Source organism: Thalassotalea montiporae, assembly GCF_053485855.1.
This window is the reverse complement of record NZ_JBQRUO010000001.1, coordinates 206,463-223,843: the sequence shown is the minus strand read 5'-3', so window position 1 is coordinate 223,843 and position 17,381 is coordinate 206,463. Positions and strand designations below refer to the sequence as shown.

At 42.6% G+C, this 17,381-nt stretch carries 19 protein-coding genes; 4 read left to right on the top strand and 15 right to left on the bottom strand.

Going from position 1 to position 17,381, the window contains the following annotated elements; translation table 11 throughout:
• Nucleotides 1-25: 25 nt before the first annotated feature.
• Both ACSLUR_RS00985 and ACSLUR_RS00980 read right to left on the bottom strand, forming a co-directional pair.
• The gene (locus ACSLUR_RS00985) at nt 26-1,645 is read right to left on the bottom strand and encodes a GMC oxidoreductase (RefSeq protein ID WP_448550986.1); all 1,620 of its coding nucleotides are present in this window, start codon (nt 1,643-1,645) and stop codon (nt 26-28) included.
• 13 nt (nt 1,646-1,658) lie between these two features.
• Nucleotides 1,659-3,098: a coniferyl aldehyde dehydrogenase gene (locus ACSLUR_RS00980; RefSeq protein WP_448552951.1), complete on the bottom strand. Its 1,440-nt coding sequence runs from the start codon at nt 3,096-3,098 to the stop codon at nt 1,659-1,661.
• A gap of 303 nt (nt 3,099-3,401) precedes the next feature.
• On the opposite strand from ACSLUR_RS00980, the gene ACSLUR_RS00975 reads away from it, so the two are divergent.
• Nucleotides 3,402-3,728: a DUF1330 domain-containing protein gene (locus tag ACSLUR_RS00975; protein ID WP_448550984.1), complete on the top strand. Its 327-nt coding sequence runs from the start codon at nt 3,402-3,404 to the stop codon at nt 3,726-3,728.
• 200 nt (nt 3,729-3,928) lie between these two features.
• Here ACSLUR_RS00975 and ACSLUR_RS00970 read toward each other — a convergent pair whose 3' ends face one another.
• Nucleotides 3,929-5,866, bottom strand: coding sequence for an acyl-CoA synthetase (locus ACSLUR_RS00970; RefSeq protein WP_448550982.1), 1,938 nt, complete (start codon nt 5,864-5,866; stop codon nt 3,929-3,931).
• Nucleotides 5,867-6,404: 538 nt separating this feature from the next.
• Between ACSLUR_RS00970 and ACSLUR_RS00965 the strand changes: the two genes are divergently transcribed.
• Nucleotides 6,405-7,208 (top strand): substrate-binding periplasmic protein, encoded by an 804-nt coding sequence (locus ACSLUR_RS00965; protein ID WP_448550980.1) that lies wholly within the window; start codon nt 6,405-6,407, stop codon nt 7,206-7,208.
• A gap of 132 nt (nt 7,209-7,340) precedes the next feature.
• On the opposite strand, the gene ACSLUR_RS00960 is transcribed toward ACSLUR_RS00965, so the two are convergent.
• From ACSLUR_RS00960 to ACSLUR_RS00950, 3 genes are read right to left on the bottom strand one after another with little or no spacing between them, the layout of a single operon-like run.
• Nucleotides 7,341-8,123, bottom strand: a complete 783-nt coding sequence (locus tag ACSLUR_RS00960; RefSeq protein ID WP_448550978.1) for a TIGR04219 family outer membrane beta-barrel protein — start codon at nt 8,121-8,123, stop codon at nt 7,341-7,343.
• A gap of 3 nt (nt 8,124-8,126) precedes the next feature.
• Nucleotides 8,127-9,119: a DUF2333 family protein gene (locus ACSLUR_RS00955; protein ID WP_448550976.1), complete on the bottom strand. Its 993-nt coding sequence runs from the start codon at nt 9,117-9,119 to the stop codon at nt 8,127-8,129.
• Nucleotides 9,120-9,127: 8 nt separating this feature from the next.
• Nucleotides 9,128-9,598 carry a copper chaperone PCu(A)C gene (locus ACSLUR_RS00950; protein WP_448550974.1) on the bottom strand — a complete coding sequence of 157 codons (471 nt, stop codon included), beginning with the start codon at nt 9,596-9,598 and terminating at the stop codon, nt 9,128-9,130.
• Nucleotides 9,599-9,666: 68 nt separating this feature from the next.
• Between ACSLUR_RS00950 and ACSLUR_RS00945 the strand changes: the two genes are divergently transcribed.
• A complete protein-coding gene (locus ACSLUR_RS00945) occupies nt 9,667-10,407 on the top strand; it encodes an enoyl-CoA hydratase (protein WP_448550972.1) in 741 nt (246 codons plus the stop codon).
• Nucleotides 10,408-10,524: 117 nt separating this feature from the next.
• On the opposite strand, the gene ACSLUR_RS00940 is transcribed toward ACSLUR_RS00945, so the two are convergent.
• From ACSLUR_RS00940 to ACSLUR_RS00900, 9 genes are all read right to left on the bottom strand, one after another.
• Nucleotides 10,525-10,866 carry a hypothetical protein gene (locus ACSLUR_RS00940; protein ID WP_115998934.1) on the bottom strand — a complete coding sequence of 114 codons (342 nt, stop codon included), beginning with the start codon at nt 10,864-10,866 and terminating at the stop codon, nt 10,525-10,527.
• 165 nt (nt 10,867-11,031) lie between these two features.
• A complete protein-coding gene (locus tag ACSLUR_RS00935; protein WP_115998933.1) occupies nt 11,032-11,244 on the bottom strand; it encodes a PspC domain-containing protein in 213 nt (70 codons plus the stop codon).
• Nucleotides 11,245-11,401: 157 nt separating this feature from the next.
• Entirely contained in the window at nt 11,402-12,067 is a 666-nt protein-coding gene (gene pspA / locus ACSLUR_RS00930) for a phage shock protein PspA (protein WP_448550969.1), read from the bottom strand.
• A gap of 11 nt (nt 12,068-12,078) precedes the next feature.
• A complete protein-coding gene (locus ACSLUR_RS00925) occupies nt 12,079-12,393 on the bottom strand; it encodes a hypothetical protein (protein ID WP_448550967.1) in 315 nt (104 codons plus the stop codon).
• 559 nt (nt 12,394-12,952) lie between these two features.
• Nucleotides 12,953-13,798 carry a sulfurtransferase gene (locus ACSLUR_RS00920; RefSeq protein WP_448550965.1) on the bottom strand — a complete coding sequence of 282 codons (846 nt, stop codon included), beginning with the start codon at nt 13,796-13,798 and terminating at the stop codon, nt 12,953-12,955.
• A 245-nt stretch (nt 13,799-14,043) separates the two neighbouring features.
• Nucleotides 14,044-14,208 (bottom strand): hypothetical protein, encoded by a 165-nt coding sequence (locus ACSLUR_RS00915; RefSeq protein WP_181901522.1) that lies wholly within the window; start codon nt 14,206-14,208, stop codon nt 14,044-14,046.
• A gap of 18 nt (nt 14,209-14,226) precedes the next feature.
• Nucleotides 14,227-14,508, bottom strand: coding sequence for a hypothetical protein (locus ACSLUR_RS00910; RefSeq protein WP_448550963.1), 282 nt, complete (start codon nt 14,506-14,508; stop codon nt 14,227-14,229).
• A gap of 312 nt (nt 14,509-14,820) precedes the next feature.
• Complete coding sequence (dusA, locus tag ACSLUR_RS00905) at nt 14,821-15,810, bottom strand: tRNA dihydrouridine(20/20a) synthase DusA (protein ID WP_448552949.1); 990 nt, start codon at nt 15,808-15,810, stop codon at nt 14,821-14,823.
• A 139-nt stretch (nt 15,811-15,949) separates the two neighbouring features.
• A complete protein-coding gene (locus ACSLUR_RS00900) occupies nt 15,950-16,822 on the bottom strand; it encodes a LysR family transcriptional regulator (RefSeq protein ID WP_448550961.1) in 873 nt (290 codons plus the stop codon).
• A gap of 177 nt (nt 16,823-16,999) precedes the next feature.
• On the opposite strand from ACSLUR_RS00900, the gene ACSLUR_RS00895 reads away from it, so the two are divergent.
• Nucleotides 17,000-17,374, top strand: coding sequence for a nuclear transport factor 2 family protein (locus tag ACSLUR_RS00895; protein ID WP_448550959.1), 375 nt, complete (start codon nt 17,000-17,002; stop codon nt 17,372-17,374).
• Nucleotides 17,375-17,381 lie beyond the last annotated feature (7 nt).

Genomic DNA, 17,381 nt, shown 5'->3' with positions numbered 1-17,381 from the left:
TTAATGATCAGCGCCTGCTGGTGGGCTAAGCGCTATCTTTTTTTTCTGAGTTTTTATCAGGAACATGGCTCATTGCCCACTCACTTAACGCCGTGATGCTAAGTGATGGATTGACACCAGGGTTTGCAGAAATCGCCGAGCCGTCACAAACGTACATATTGTGGTAGCCAAACACTTCTGCCTTGTCATTGATAACACCTTCATCTGCACTTGCCGCCATCACAGAGCCACCCAGAATATGGGCTGTCGATGGTGTGCCAAAAACCGCTTCAGTAATACCGGTGCTGGATTTACCATCAACAATCTTTTCTATCTTTTCAGTGATAGCTGTTGATTCTTTGATGTAACGCGATGGCGCTGGGCCTTGACCTAAGTTACTGGTGAGTCGTCCACCTAGGCCACGCTTTAACGACAAGGTGCTGTCCAAGTGTTGCATAAACAACAAGATAATTGACTTCTTGCTCCAGTCTTTGGTGAATAAGACTTTCAAGTTTTCTTTCGGCTCAGTCATCATCAACTTAACAAAAGAGGCGGCACGACTTAAAATGGTTCGCCCAACAACATTTGGGGCGTGCAAGAATTTAACTACGGTTGATTGCGCGTTGTAATTAATCGGCTCTAAATGACTGTGATCATCCGTATGTAACACCGAACCAATCGACACCCCTTGGGCAAAGTTAATATCTTCTTTGAACGAGGTTACTGTGCTGATCGTCTCGTTATTGGTACGAATATCGTCACCGACTTTATCAGACAAGCCAGCCAGTGAGCCTTTTTCTTTCAGTTTTAATAGCAACGGCACGGTACCAAGCACGCCGCCAGAGAAAATTACACCTTTGGCGCGTACCACATGATTTTTCTTAAAACTATAGGGTTTTGAGCTCTTAAACGAGACAAAATAGCCCTCACTACCATCTTTCTTACCCGCAGGGTATATATCATGCACTTCTTGCTCGGCAACAATCTCAGCACCTAACTTTTGCGCAAGGTAAAGGTAGTTTTTGTCGAGCGTATTTTTGGCATTAAACCGACAGCCGGTAAAGCAGCTTCCGCATTCTATACAGCCTCTGCGCTCTGGCCCTTCGCCATCAAAATAAGGATCTTTGACGAAAGAACCATGATCTTTTTTGTCGGAAAAGAATATGGCAACACGCGATGGGTGAAACTCATCTTCTTTGCCTAAGTCTTGGGCGAGTTCTTTGATCACTAAATCAGCTTGCGTGAAGTTGGGGTTGTCTTGTGCGCCCAACATACGCAGTGCTTCTTTGTAATAAGGTTTAAGTACTTCTTCCCAATTTTGTAAATTTGCCCAAGAGCCAGTATTAAAAAACGCTTTTTTCGGGGTCGGTAGTGTCGCGCCATAGGTATGAGAACCACCCCCAACGCCAACACCAGAGTAAACGGTGATATGCTTGAGCACGGTCATTTTCATAATGCCGCGCAAGCCTAATAGTGGCATCCACAGCCAGCGTTTTAAATCCCAAGCGCTATGGGCGTAGGTGCTATCTTTGTACCAGCGACCTTTTTCAATCACTAGAACCTTGTAGCCTTTTTGACTCAACCTTAGAGCACTAACTGAGCCACCAAAGCCACTGCCGACGATTACGTAATCGTAATCCGTCGCCTTTGTTGTATGCTTTTTCATGTATCGCTCCTGACTAACGAGTTAAGTGTTTAAATTTAAACCATAACATTTTCGTAAGTAATTTGTGGACAGGGTTGTTCCACGGTGGAGCAATAAATTTAATGCTGTCGAAGCGGCCTTTGGTTACCACAGTTTTAGCTTTACTGAAATTCACAAAGCCTTCTTTACCGTGATAATGACCCATACCAGATGGGCCAATACCACCAAATGGCGCATCGTCTGCCATCACATGGCTCAGGGTGTCATTTAAACAAACGCCACCAGAATGAGTGCGCGCGAGAATTTTCGCCGCACGTTCTTTATCCCAATCAAAATAGTAAAGCGCTAGCGGACGAGCACGATCGTTAACATAGGTAATGGCTTCTTCTATATCGTCGTACGCTTTGATCGGTAAAATTGGTCCGAAGATCTCTTCCTGCTCAACCAACATAGACTCATTGGTATTAAGTACCAAGGTCATTGGCATTTTGCGGGTATCTTCGAAGGTCTCATCTTCAGGGTTAATCGTGATTAACTCAGCGCCTTTTTCTTTCGCATCATCTAAATAAGATTTTAAGCGTACCAGCTGGCGGTCACTAATAATGGCGGTGTAATCATCGTTAGCGCGAATACTTGGGTAGGCCTTGCTCATTGCTTTCACAAACGCTTGTGCGAAGGCGTTAACCTTGTGTCTCGGAACAAAAATATAATCCGGTGATACACAAATTTGACCAGCATTCATCCCCTTACCAAACGCGATACGCTGTGCCGCTTCTTCAATAGGGAATGAATCGTGGATAATGGTCGGAGACTTACCACCTAGTTCAAGTGTGACTGGTGTTAGATGCTCAGCCGCAGCGCGCATCACGATTTTGCCAACCGATGTTGCACCAGTGAACACAAGATGATCAAAAGGTAGCTTGGTAAAAGCTGAGCTTACATCAACCTCACCAGTAAATACCGCTACTTGGTCTTTGCTAAATACTGACTCAAGCATACGTTGCACTAAATCGGCAGTGCGCGGCGCAAACTCTGACATTTTAATCATCGCGCGGTTACCAGCAGCGAGTGCCGAGACAAGTGGCGATAAACCAAGGAATACAGGGAAATTCCACGGGACAACAATGCCCACCACACCAACTGGTTGGTAAAGCACTTCAACCTTAGCTGGCTGCAAGGTTAATGGCGTTTTTCTTTTACTTGGCTTCATCCAGCGCTTAACGCGCCCTTTGCTGTATTCAATCGCATCAAGTAAAGGAAAGATCTCGGCAAGTAAAGTTTCTGCCTCTGGTCGATTGCTAAAATCCATGCTAATGGCTGATACAATTTCATCAGTGTGCTCAATTAACACAGACTTTAATTTATTTAGGTTATCGATACGCTCTTGCGCACTAGGCATTGGCTGGTGAAGAAAAGAGGCTTTTTGCGCCACTAACTGCTCTTCTAAATAACCAAATTCAGTGTTGGTATTAATGTTTTCAACAGTCCCCATAGTTCCCCCTGTTATAATTTTGTATTTAGTGGGCGCATTCTGTTCTTGTTTTTATTATTAAATACGCACTAACGATAAAGTTGTACGCGTTTAGACTATTAAAAAGTGCATAGTGTGAATAATTATTTGATTGTCTAAGGGTTGTTAATATTTTGCATAGCATTAAATACAAGGCTTGCATAAAAAACCATCAAGCTGCACTCTAAGCAAGTAATTACGGGCTTAGATTAAATAACAACTAACTAAGAAAACTGACTAACAATAAGTACAAAGAGGGAATTAACCATGGCGGTATATGCACTAAACCTATTTGATTTAGCTGATAATGACGAATACCTCAAATATGCAAGGCGCTCGGCAGCAGAAGTAGAAAAGCACGGTGGTAAAGTATTAGCACTGGGCAAATATGACAGTGCATTGGTCGGCGACATGGAGCCTAGAACCGTGATGATTTTAGTAGAATGGGAGTCGAAAGGTGCCTTTGATCATTATTGCAATGATCCTGACTTAGCCGATTTGCACCCGCACCGAGAGCAAGGCACTAAAAACTACATTTGGCACTTGTTTGATAAGCTCGATGGCTTAAAGCCACTATTTTACCCACAAGCCTAATTACTATTGAACTAGCACCAATTGAACTAACACCAATTGGATTGAGGCAGCCATAAAAAAAAGCCCAACTGATTTCAGTTGGGCTTAACTCTGTAATCTATCGTGTAACGCTAAGCTAAACTAATTCAAGCTAGGCTAAACTAAATCACGCCAAACTACATATTGCCGCTTGGCGTAACAGGCGGTATTAGTTACCGGTACTAGTTACACGATGATTTGAAGGTGTATTCACCAAGTTTCTTAACAAACGCAGCTTTCGCTTCACCATCACACTCACCTAACTCGATACTCGCTAAAATACCGTGTTTAGGATCTTGCGCAACTGAAACACTTGCCTGAGTTTGCGGAAGCATCTCACTTGCCAGTGCATTAATACACTTGTCAATTTCTTGCATTTCCAGCTGAGGCTTAAATACTTTACCTACCGCAGTCACTGGTAATTGTTCAACGATGTGAATTGCTTTAGGAATCGCCGCTCGCTCGGAAATCTCAGCAGCAGCAAAGCTCAGCAGTTCCTCTGGATCGAGACTGCTTGGATCTTCCACCTGAACATAACAAACAGGTACTTCACCTGCGTGTAAGTCAGGCTTACCAACTGCAGCGGCTAAGTTAATCGCAGGGTGCTTACACATTGCTTCTTCGATCAATTTCGGCTCAATATTGTGACCCGCACGAACAATAAGCTCTTTCTTACGACCTGTTAGCCAGAAGTAACCTTCTTCATCTTGGCGCGCTAAATCACCGGTGTTTAACCAACGATTGCCGTCTTCATCATAAAGCCATAAACCTTTATTTTGGTGCTCAAGTTGATAACCCAAAAATACGTTCGGGCCGCGAACAGCTAACACACCAATTTCGTCGGTATCGCAGTAACGCGTGATTTTGTCACCATCAATGTTTACCGCTTTCATTTGCTGGTAAGGTAGACGAAGACCAATTGAACCCACTTTTTGCTCACCGTGGAATGGGTTCAAACTACTAACACAAGTACCTTCGGTTAAGCCGTAACCTTCCAAAATTTTAATACCTGTGGTTTCTTGGAAAGACTTGAAGGTTTCAACAGGCATTGGCGCTGCGCCACAAATACCGAACTTCAACGACGATAAATCTTTACCTTCAATTGGGAAGTTCATCAAGGCAGAGTAAACCGTTGGTACTGCACTAAAGGTTGTTACTTTGTGATGTTCAACGATGTCCCAGAAATTTGGAATAACATTCGGTTCGCGGTAACCTTGCGGGGTTGCAATGACCACAGTACCACCCACGGTAAATGGTAACAAACCAGTTACCAAGGCGCCATTTACGTGGAATAAAGGTAAACCACCAAGTACGACCATTTCCTCGTTAAGCATCTGCGAGTTAGATTGCTGAACCGCTTTTACATTGCTTAATTCATTAACATGGGTACGACGCGCAATTTTAGGTAGCCCTGTAGTACCACCTGTACAGTAAAGCGATGAAATAGTTTCATCAGTGTATTCGCGAGTAAAGTTTAACGCTTCACCATTTTGCTCAGCGATTGCCGCAGTAAAGTTATGGTACGTTTTACCGTCTGGTAGGTTGATTCCGCCGCGCATTTGCGCTTGCATTGCTTGTGCAGGTTCCGCCATTGGCCCCGTCACGTGGTGTGCGATATCAATACCAATGACATGTTCAGTATGAACAAGCTCAGGCAATAGCTGTTCTAGCTTAGGCCACAATTCAATTTGGTGCATTGGGTTCATGGTAACCACAGCTTTCGCTTGCACTGAGTTAATTAAATCACCAATTTGCTTAGGCTCAAGCAGCGGGTTAATGGCTAAAATTTGGCATCTTGCTTCACCACCCCAAATCACATAATGCGCTTCTGGCGTATTCGGTAAAAAGAACGCAACTACGTCATTTTCAGTCAGACCAATTGAATCAAAGAAGTTGGCAGATTGGGTAATTTTACTGAGTAGTGTTTGGTAAGAAATATCGTGGGCATTGTTGTAGGCATCACCCTGTAAAAAGAACGAAATGGCCGTTTTTTCAGGACGCTGAGCGGCACTGTGTTTAATCGCGTCATAAGTGTTATTAAATTCACTATGACTCGCCCCCGGATTTGCTTGCTCTAACGACTCGACATCATTTAGTGTCTTTATATTTATAATAGTCATTTCTATATTACTTCCTTAAGCGGTAAAAACTTATCACGAGCTTTCATAATTAGAAAAGGTAACACCGGACAGTAATTGAGGAGCCAGCGAGTAGTAAGTGAAAATACTTTGTAGGCTATACCAAAAAATCGAATAAGCGTTACTGTCCTTAGCCTGTAGCCGATCCTAACAGCTCTTCTATACTAGGGGGTGAAAGTAGAAAAGGTCAACCACTTCGTCAACTTGCTGTTCATATAACCAACATAACCATTATTCATCTATTGCCTAATAGACAAAACCAAAGTCTACGACTTCAAGATCAACTAACTGTGTCTTACACCAATTCAACTATGTGGCTGTGTTAATCACGACCACAGGCTATAACTTAAGGCTATTAAGGTATTCACTAACAGACTGTATTAATATGTAACCGCTGGTTCTAAAAAACATCAAAACAGTGTAATTTTTGTTCAGCATACGTTAGGATGCGCTCCCCTGACAACATGAGTGCCCGAACCGTACTCTTTTTCATCAACATTAGACGTAAAAGGTGTTTTGATTGAATTTGGTAAGATTATTTTTTGCTTTGCTGCTGTGTATTATGGTGTTGCCAACAACACAAGCTGAGCCATGCCAATCAATCACGGTTAGTGCCCATGAAAACTACCCTCCTTTCCATTGGTATTATGATGGTCAGTTCTATGGCGTTACCATAGATATCACAAAGCAACTACTAGAGCGTTATCAGGTCGATTATCAAGTTAGCTCACCCGTACCATGGAAGCGCTTGTTGGAAATGGCAAAACATGGTCGAACTGATTTACTGTTAGGGCTAAAAGATACCCCGGCGCGCCGTGAATTTTTGAACTTTACTAGCGCACCTGTACTAAATAATCCCGTTGCCGTATTTGTTAAAAAAGGTGAAGAGTTTTCATTTACCAACTGGCGCAGCCTGATTGGAAAAGTCGGTAATATCAACTTAGGCGATAGCCATGGTGAGGCCTTTGATAGTTTTGCCAGTCAGTACCTTAATATTCAGCAAGTAAAAGGATTAGCGCAGAATTTTCAGATGGTATTGCGTGGCCGTGCCGACTATTTTGTTACCGGCTATTACCCTGGTATATCATACCTTTCCAACAGCGGTTTAAAGGATGAAATCGTCGCCCTAACGCCATTTGCCGTTGACGGCTATATACATTTTGGTTTTGTGAAAGACTCAGGTTGCGACAAGCTACTAGCTCGTTTTAACCAAGACTTAGGCAGCCTAGTAAAAACCGAGACAATTGCTCAGCTATTTGAAAAGAATTTAATGCTCTGGCAGGCGCAATTAAACGGTGAACGACAGCGGCTAGAGCTACACTAGCTCATTGAAACGCTGCAATTAAAAGTCACTTGCCCAAATAGCTGAATAGCTGTCATTCAGACACAAAAAAAGCCTTACTGAGTAAGGCTTTTTAGCTTGTTAACTAAGTGACGTTATCGGTTAGTCAATAGACTAGAAGTGAACGGTCACTCCTGCGAACACCCCATCAAACTCTAGATCTGAATAAAGGTCGTCTAAATCATCAAGCTCTAATTTGACTGAACGATAGCCTGCTTGCAAGTTAACATCGATAGCGATGTTATCCACCACAGCGTAGTTCACACCTAACTGGTAGTCGTACAAGGTATGGTCATCAATCGATAAGAAGTTGCCATTGGCAAATAAGCTTAGGCCAGTAAACATTAAACCAACTTCCGTCGATGCATACAGCATAGGTACAATTTCAGAGGTATTGATTTTGCCCTCGACGGTATTGCTTACTGGATTACCACTTGAATCATTGCTGGTCACTTGCGAGCTAAGCGTAACATCGCCATCAAAATCGCGCGCGGTTAAACCGAAGTCAAAGCTGAATAAACCATTGTCGAACAATTCATAATAAAGCGTGTAGTCGATGTAACTTACATCAAAACTAGCGGCAACTTGAGCACCAGCAGCAAAATTTTGATCGTCAAATTCTAACGGCTCAGTGATTTGTGTTGAACCTGTTGTATCAAGTGTCGTACTGGCAATTCGTACATTAGGGATCAAAGGGATCGGGTGCTCTACCGCAATAAAGTAACTGCCCTGTTGCTCGTCACCTAAATTGAAATCTCGCTGCTGGCCACTTTCACCAAAAATACCTTCAGCCTCGTTGTCCCATATTTGAGCACCGATATAAAGGCCGACGACATCAGCATGCGCAGCTGTCGACATTAAGCTTGCTAATCCAGCGGCGATTAGTGTTTTTCTCATGATTTACCCTTGACTCAATAATTCATTTAAATCGATTAACGCAGCGTTTGCGCGTGAAATATAGTTCGCCATCACTAGCGAGTGATTTGCTAAGAAACCAAAACCATCACCATTTAAGATCATTGGGCTCCAAACGCTTTGTTGGCTTGCTTCTAGCTCACGAATAATTTGCTGTAGGCTGACTTTCGCGTTTTTCTTCTCAAGCACGTCGTTAAAATCTATCTCAACCGCTTTTAAGAAATGTAATAACGCCCAGCAAGCACCGCGCGCTTCGTAAAATTCGTTATCGATTTGCCACCAACTGGTTTTAATCGCAATGTTTGGTGCTGAGTAAGTAGATTGTTGTGCCACGCTGTCGCCAGCTAAATCAGTGTTCACTACTTCACGACCAACACTGGCACTTAGGCGCTGCGAGTAACTACCTAAACGTTTTTCTACCTCACTTAACCACGCACGCAGGTTGTCAGCACGCGCATAAAATTGTGCGGTTTGCGTAGCAGGATCTGCCAATGCTGAGCGGTAAGCGTATAGTTCGGCAACCGCTTTGCTGTATTCACTTTCAGCTGATGGCACTGCCCAGCTAGTGTGGTCGATATTCAGCTGTGGCTGAGCATTTTTAAGGTGCTGATTTTCCAATGACTGTGATTGCGAGCGACTTAGCTCTTGTCGCATAACAAGGGCCATATCGCGCACCATTTCCAATACGCCAAACTCCCATGATGGAATGTTATCCAGAAATACCGATGGCGGCAGAACGTCATTACTTAAATAACCACCGGGTTTGTCCAACAAGGTTTCTGTCACATTAATTAATGCTGTCGTTGTAGTGTAGCCAATAACTGGCGCAACATTTTCTGCGCTTGCATCTTTAGTGACACGCTCTTTGATATCAAAGCTATCTGGCTCGAAGCTCCAAAACACGCCGATTAAATAAAATAGAAAAAAGACACCAGCAACAGTGCCCAATACGGTTTTGGTGGAGATATTTACGTTCATAGTACCCTCTAGTGGTGATGGTGTTTTGCTTGTTTTTTCATTGTTTTAATACTGCGCACAGGCAAGTTCACATCAAGGCTCGTATTATTATCAAACACTAATGTGACAGCAATTTGTTGGCCTGCAACTAACGGCTGTTCTAGGTCAAACATCATTAGATGCAGCCCCATCGGTTGTAATTTAACTTGCGCATTAGCATCAATCTCAACAAAGGCTACCTGCCCCATTTTCATCATGCCGTCATGCATTGTATGTTCGTGAATCTCGATGAGAGGAATATCATCGCTTTTAGCGGCAACGAGTTTTATTGCCTGCCCGCCTTGGTTGGTGATCGTCATATAAGCTGAGGTAACTGAATTTCCGGGAATCACTTCACGTACGTAAGCATCTTCAACCACAATTTCAGCGCTTTTCGCAACACTGTGAAAGCTGGCTGTGAACAGCGTTACTGCGGTAATAAGTTGAACAAAAAATTTCATCTTAGCTATACATCCTTTGATATAACGATTAGTGTTTTGTGACGCTATTGTAACTAAGCCAATTTAAAATGGATAACTTAATTCTCGCCGAGCAAGCTCAAGGTGTGTTAACTATCACCTTGAATAATTTAGATAAAAAAAATGCGTTGACGACGTCAATGTACAACACCTTAAGTGATTATGTGAATCAAGCCAATAGCGATAATGATATTCGCTGTTTATTAATACAAGGTAATGAGCATTGCTTTTGCGCAGGCAACGATTTAAATGACTTTCTCGCCTGCCCGCCAGACCAAGAGCCAGACGCATTCGATTTTGTTCGTGCTATCGCCAGTTTTGAAAAACCCATTGTAATGGCAGTAGCGGGCCCCGCCATTGGTGTTGCCTGTACCCTGTTACTGCACGCAGACCTAGTTATCGCCGCAGACAATGCCAAATTTGCAATGCCTTTTGCCAAGCTAGGATTGTCTCCTGAAGCAGGCTCTAGCATGTTACTCACGCAGCTTGTTGGTCATGCAAAAGCATTCGAGTTAATGGTATTAGGTGACACCTTTGACGCTGACACCGCACTTTCTTTGCAACTCATTAATAAGAAGGTCAGCCAAGCAGAGTTGCTTTCTAGCGCAAACCACTATGCACAACATATCGCTAGTTTGCCTAATGATGCAGTGATGAGCGCTCGAAGATTGCTCAAACAAGCGAACCAATCATTACTTAAAGAAACACTTGAGCGCGAATTTCCAACTTTTGCTCGATTAATGCAAACCGATGACTGCAAAACAATTCTCAACGGCTTCTTAAAAAAATAGTTCTTACTTTGCATTAAAGCGGCTTAATAAGCCGCTTGATTTGTTTGTGTTTGACTTGAATTTACTTGAGCAGACTTAAAAGCTTCAATTACCTGCGAATCAGTGAGCATCTGTAGGTTAGTTCACTGGTGCCTTCTTTGGCTCCCTTAGTACTAACCACAAAATAAAGGCAACGACTAATACCGGCCAAAACACGCCAATCGCCGCTAACCCCAATGCACCAACAACAAGTAAACCAACAAATAAGATCGAGCCAAATACCGTCAACACGATTGCCATGGCAACAATTACTAAGACAACCGCAACTAAAGCAGCAAAGCTGATCGCTTTTAACGGTTCAATGAGTTCATCACCCATATAAACATCGACATCAAACAAATCGAGAATACTGATGCCCAACACGTAAGTTAAAAATAAAGTGGCAAGAATAGCGAGTAATAACGATTTGAAAAATGACATGATGGTTTCCTTATATCCCCTTGCGCTCTGGTGTAAATGGCCTTTTGGCTATGTGTTTTTTTAACTATGCATTTATTAAGCTCAACGTCCTTGTTTAGCGAGTTTTCTAGTGCGTATTAGCTTAACCTTTTAATATTCCCTTATTCATAAGCTATTTAAACTAGCTTATGCTCTGGTCGGCAGTAACATTGCAGCCACTAAGTAAGCAACGCCCGTTGCCACAGGAAAAGTGAGTAGTGCTAGAATGGCTGCAACGCGAATACCCCAGCGCGGCCATTGATAATAGCGGGCAATGCCTGCACAAACCCCTGACACTTTTTTATGAAGAACATCCTTCGTTAGCTGCTTTCGGGTTAAATAACTTGGCTTGTAACTCATGGTCTTTCTCACTTATTAATAAACTTGCGATAACGGTATTTACGGGTGATGTTGATGATCAGGCCAGCAATAGCAAAAGCGATAACTGGCATTAAACACATCAATATAAACATCAAGTCAACGTCCATGTTCCCGTATCCTTTTCACTTGATTTAGTTCAAGCGGCATTACTCACTTTTTGCTTCAATGTCGCGAGTTCTTGGTCAATGTTATCGTCATTTTCTAGAGCTCTAAATTGACTGTCCAAATCTTGATTTTGGGTCATGTCGTAGGCTTCTACTTCAGCTTCTACACGCTCAATTTTTTGTTGATAGCGCTCAAATCGGTTAATCGCTTCGTCAATATTGTATTGCGTTGACTTTTCACGCACTTTTAATCGAACTTCAGCTGACTCTTGGCGTAACAACAAAGCTTCTTGGCGGCGCTTAGCCTCTGCAAGCTTGGTTTGTAATCGTTGACCATCTTCTTGCACACTGGCTAAGAACTCTTCCAACTTGTCGGCTTCTTCGTGCAAAGTCACCATTTGCTGTTTCACTTTGTGCTTCTCAGCTAAGGCACTTTTGGCAAGATCATCGCGGCCTTTGCTAATCGCTAGCTCTGCTTTTTCTTGCCAGCTTGCTGCGCTCTTTTCCAATGATGCCACCTGGCGGTTAATGGTTTTCTGCTCAGCAATATGTTTCGCCGCAGTAGATCTCACCTCAACCAAGGTCTCTTCCATTTCTTGAATGATCAAACGGATCATTTTCTCAGGCTGTTCGGCCTTGTCTAACATACTGTTAATGTTGGCATTAATGATGTCTGTAAATCGTGTAAACATTCCCATGAGGTAATCTCCTATTCTTCTTCACTAGATTCTGTTTTTGGCTCACTGTCAGCTTCATCAGTTGCGTCTGCAACCTCCGCTTCATCGGTTGACCAAGTAAAGCTTTCATCAATTGAAAACTCAGCGATACTTTCAGCAATTGAGTCAGCGATAGACGCTTGTAACTGCTCTCCTAAACTAGCAACCACTTGCTTTCCTTGTGCTACAACAAACTGAGTAATGGCTTGTTCAGTTGATACTTCAGCGGCTTGTGCTGTATTTGCGGTTACCGCCAGTAAAGACATCGACATTACTGAACCAACTAAAATTGTTTTAAACTTGTTCATCTCACTTTCCTTTTTAAGCTAATTTAATCAGCAGCCCATGCTGCGTTTGTATTAGTTATTACAAGTGATATGCCAACCCTTAAAAATTTTTTATCCAATTGATTATTAAGGTTTTTATTCGATCGCTACAGAAAGCACCACAACCAAGACATAATATGTCATACGATATTTTAGTTTATTTAACCACCAGCTTGGTGAAATTCACCATCACCAAAAAGTAACAACCCCAAAGTAACCACCAAAACAGATTATTCCGCCGCTTTTGCTGGGTGCCCTTATTTTTAAAAAGCGAATTCGTTATCGGCGCGTGTGATACGTATAACAGTGTGATAGCTATAACAACGCAGTTAGTAGAAGCTAATTCAACACTTGGAATGAGCGATTAACTCTTGATGAAGTTTTAGCGCAAAGGCGCATGCAACAGTTAATTGGGCAAGAATTGAAGCGGTTACGCGTTGGATGATGTGAAACTTAAGTTCCGTTAAAAACAGCACTGTACTTTGCCCAGCATTAAATGGGCTTTATCCTGTTGTTTTCTTTTGGCTCTAACATAAACCGATTAACCCAGTGTAACCGGCAGCTCCGTTAATGAGCCCCATTCTGCCCAAGAACCATCATAAACAGCAATATCGTGATAGCCAGCGAGCGTTGCAGCTAACGCCAAAATGCAGGCAGTAATGCCCGAACCACACGTTGTTACCATAGGTAAATTATCTGGGTTTAACGCTTTGAATTCCCTTGCTAGCTCTTCTGGTGACAATAGCAATCCACCGCGCATCAACTGAGCATAGGGCAGCGAAACCGCCCCTGGCATATGACCGCTTCGAACACCTGCTCTAGGTTCTGGAGCTTGTCCCAAAAAGCGAGCACTCGCTCTCGCATCAAGTATCACATGGCTTTTATCCACCAAGTAGGTCGCTACCTGTTGATAATTAACATACATCGATGCATGAAAGCAGCTTGTAAACACACCTTTGGCGATGCCATTTTTATTCGCTTTTTCACTGGGCAAACCCGCAGCTAACCATGCCGGCAAGCCACCATCAAGCACACTCACATTTTCATGTCCCATCGACGTTAACATCCACCATGCACGTGCGGCAGAGAATAACCCTAAATCATCATAAACAACGATATGCTCATCACCATTTATTCCAAGCTGGCGAATCGCCGCCTCAATTGCTTGTGGAGAAGGTAAGGTATGCGGAAAGCTCGCTGAAAGGTCACAAAAGTCTTGCTCAATATCCATACGTTTAGCGTTGGGAATGATGGTGTTAGGCCAGCAATTTTGAGGTCTTTCTTGCGCCACGACAGGCGGCATACTGGCATCAAGAATAAGCAGATTTTGTTGGGTTAATTTTGATTTTAATTGGTGAACACTGATCAATGGCGTGTTGCTATGCATGATAAACAGAAGATAGGAAAATACTGACTTCAAATTAGTCGAATTATTCCAAAGTGTACAGGCGAATGTGCTGTAATAACGTGTCTAAGCTGGTTAGAAATTAACTAATGAGTTTTATAGAGGGTTTGCCAAGGAGGCGATGAACGATAGCAAATGGAAAAATGTGAGCTAATGACATTAAGCAAAATCAATATAAAAAGCGCTAAATAAGGTAGGCTGCCAATAGATAACAAACATACCTTATTCTAGCTGACTTCAGATTTTGCCAAGTCTGACCGAAACAAACTGCGTTCGGTATCAAACTTTTGCTCAAATGTGCGTTGTTCAAATAGTCTTACAACTAATGATGTCATCAAGGCTGCAATGGCTGGTGCCATCATGATTGCAAACAGTGTAGCTAAACTAAACATAGGCAATTACCTGCGTGACTATTCAGCGAATTTAGCGTTGCTAGCTGTTGTGCTTGGCACTTTGCCCTGCTCAGCCTTTGCCAGCATGCTGTCGTTTAATTCAACTACAGGTAATTGCATTGCTCGTAGCGTAAACTGAATGTCTTGGTTTACTTGCTTAGCTACCGTTTCACTGACTTGTGCATTTTGTTGCTTAATCAGCTCAGCAGCTAGTTGCTCGGCGTTGTTGTTCTCGGTCGCAAATGCGCTCGCACCAAATAATAAACTGACGGCTGCTAAGGTAGTGGTTAGTGATTTCATGTTCGGCTCCAATATATCCATTTGTTTAAGTAAAAAGTTAACTAACGACTGCGTTATTAGTTAAGTTGCATTTACCTTTACAAAGGTTGTGCCAGACAATGAAAAAAATATTATATCATTGTAAATTAAGGAAATTTAATTTTAAACTTAGTTACAAGCTAAGGTGGACTCATTAACATTTGCTATGTAGGTTAGTAAAATTCACCAATTATTAGTGCAAAATTTAGCTAATTTAACAATTCACAATAAACTCGAGATTCGGTGAGCTTTGAGCCACTTTCGCCTTAGCTAAATGGCTCTCATTAATCTTTTTTAAGAAGCAATGCCGACCGCATCTTCATTAACGAGATCGAATGCGCGACGTAATACTTCACCCGTTTCGCCAGCTAACATCGCATTTTCACTTAAATAGCGACGAAATTGCTTAGCGCCCGGCAAACCGTTGCATAGCCCTAGCATATGACGAGTCACGTGTGAGGCTTTAGCCTTATTGCCGCCAGCAACATGTTTATCAATATACAAGGCCATTTTCTCAATGACCTCTGCCCGTGACACTATTGGTTTATCTTGACCGTAAATCACTTGGTCTGCCTGAGCCAGCAGGTAAGGGTTTTGATAAATTTCACGACCAATCATCACACCATCAATATGATTTAAATGCTCAAGTGATTCATCAAAGGTTTTAATACCACCGTTAATCGAAATTTCTAAGTGATTAAAGTCTTGCTTAATTTGGTAAACACGACTGTAGTCAAGCGGTGGAATATCGCGATTTTGTTTTGGACTAAGGCCAGATAGCCAAGCTTTGCGGGCATGAATAATAAAGTGATTACAGCCTGAGGTTTCAATTGTCGAAATAAATTCGTGTAGGAACTCATAACTGTCTTGATCGTCAATACCGATGCGAGATTTTACCGTGATCGGAATATCGGCAGCGTCTTTCATCTGCTTAACGCATTCAGCGACTAACGCTGGCTCTGCCATTAAACATGCACCGAAGCGACCGTTTTGTACGCGATCAGACGGACAGCCAACATTAATATTAATTTCGTCATAGCCCAAAGCGGCTGCACGTTTAGCACACTCAGCCATTGCTTGTGGGTCACTGCCACCTAATTGCAATACCACAGGATGCTCTTCTTCATTAAAGCCAAGGTAATCACCTTTACCAAAGATAATGGCTCCCGTGGTCACCATTTCTGTGTAAAGTACAGTGTTGGCGGAGAGTAAACGATAGAAATAACGACAGTGGCGATCTGTCCAATCCAACATAGGTGCTACAGAAAGTTTATGAGAAATCATCAAGTTAATTGCGAGCCTTTTTAGTCAAAACAAACACCGGCACCATACCCGCGCCGATGCGGTTGCTTATTATACGTAATTCAGACCTAGCAAATAAACCCGTGATTTAAGATTTAGCTTTCGCTAGCCCTTAGTAGCCTTATACTGTGTAACAGTTGGTAAGCTGTTGCTCTATCGCTTTAATGCAGGCTTTGATACCAGCTGGTAAATAGCGGTCATAGGTATGCAAGGCATAAACCGGATTTGCTTCAAGCTGCAAGTGTGGAAAAACTTTCTGTAACTGAGAGGCTGATTGGTAAAAATGAAAATCGGGGATTAACCCTATGCCTGTTCCCTGTTTGAGCAGGGTAAGGCAGGTATAAAAAGAATTTGCACGACAATGAGCAGTCGCTTCAAAGCATACTGTTTTACCATTTTCATCGATAAAACGATGCTCAATTTGCTGACCTTGCCAATGATTTGCAATGTACTTTGCTTGCGATGCATCACTTTTACGTAGCAGTTCTGTGCTACCACAAAGCACATCGCGAAACTGGCCAATTCTTCGCTGCTTAATGTTGCTCGCTGAAGAGCCACCAACTCTAATCGCGATATCAATGTTCTCAGCCAACAAATCAACTGGGGTATCACAACTAATCAACTCTGGTTCCAATAACGGATGCTTGCGAATTAGCTCGCCAATTGCTGGCGCTATGATGATATCCATTAACGCATTGGGGGCGGTGATCCTGATTTTTCCTTGGGGAGAAATTAATGATTCCTGCGCTTGCTGCCAAGCGTGCTCAGTTAGCTTGTTGATTTCTTGACAGGAGTGATAAAAAGCGCGCCCCGCATCAGTTAATGTATGCTTACGTGTTGTCCGTTTGATCAAGAGAACACCTAAGTCGTTTTCTAACGCGCTAAGGTGCTGGCTAACCACTGATTTCGACAGCTGCAGTAAAGCCGCTGCTTCGGTGATAGATCCCGATTCAACTATTTGTGCAAATATCGACATATGCCGTAATTTATTCACTTGTTAGCAACCTCTCACGCATTTTGCTATCCCCTTAACTGCAACCTTTCTGTACTTTACTATTTATTATTGTTTCATTTTTTCAAACTAACAATTCTATTAACCTTGTTTTTCATAACAATTGATACCTTTATGATATCCCCAACTGATTCAACCCAAGAACAACGGGGAAATACGATGACAAATGAAGAAACATTAACATTGTGCAAAGCTGGTATTAGCGCTTGGCAAACAGCATTTAACAACCAAAACGCTGCTGGCTGTGCGGCGCAATACACGCAAGATTGCGTAATGGAAGCTAAGCCGATTGGCACTTTTACAGGGCGTGAAGCGATCCAAGAGTGCTGGCAAAATATCATTGATCAAGGTTTTGCTGAGGTTGTTTACTCAAATGTAAAATGGGAAGTAGCTGAAGATGGTGGCTATATTCTGACTTCAAGCTGGCAAATGAATAAAGCATATGGCGTAGTGCATCGCGAGCATTGGGTAGTTGAAAGCGATGGAAAAGCGAGATTAAAAAGTGATTCGTTTGAAATTCAAGGAGAGCGCTAATCAAGGT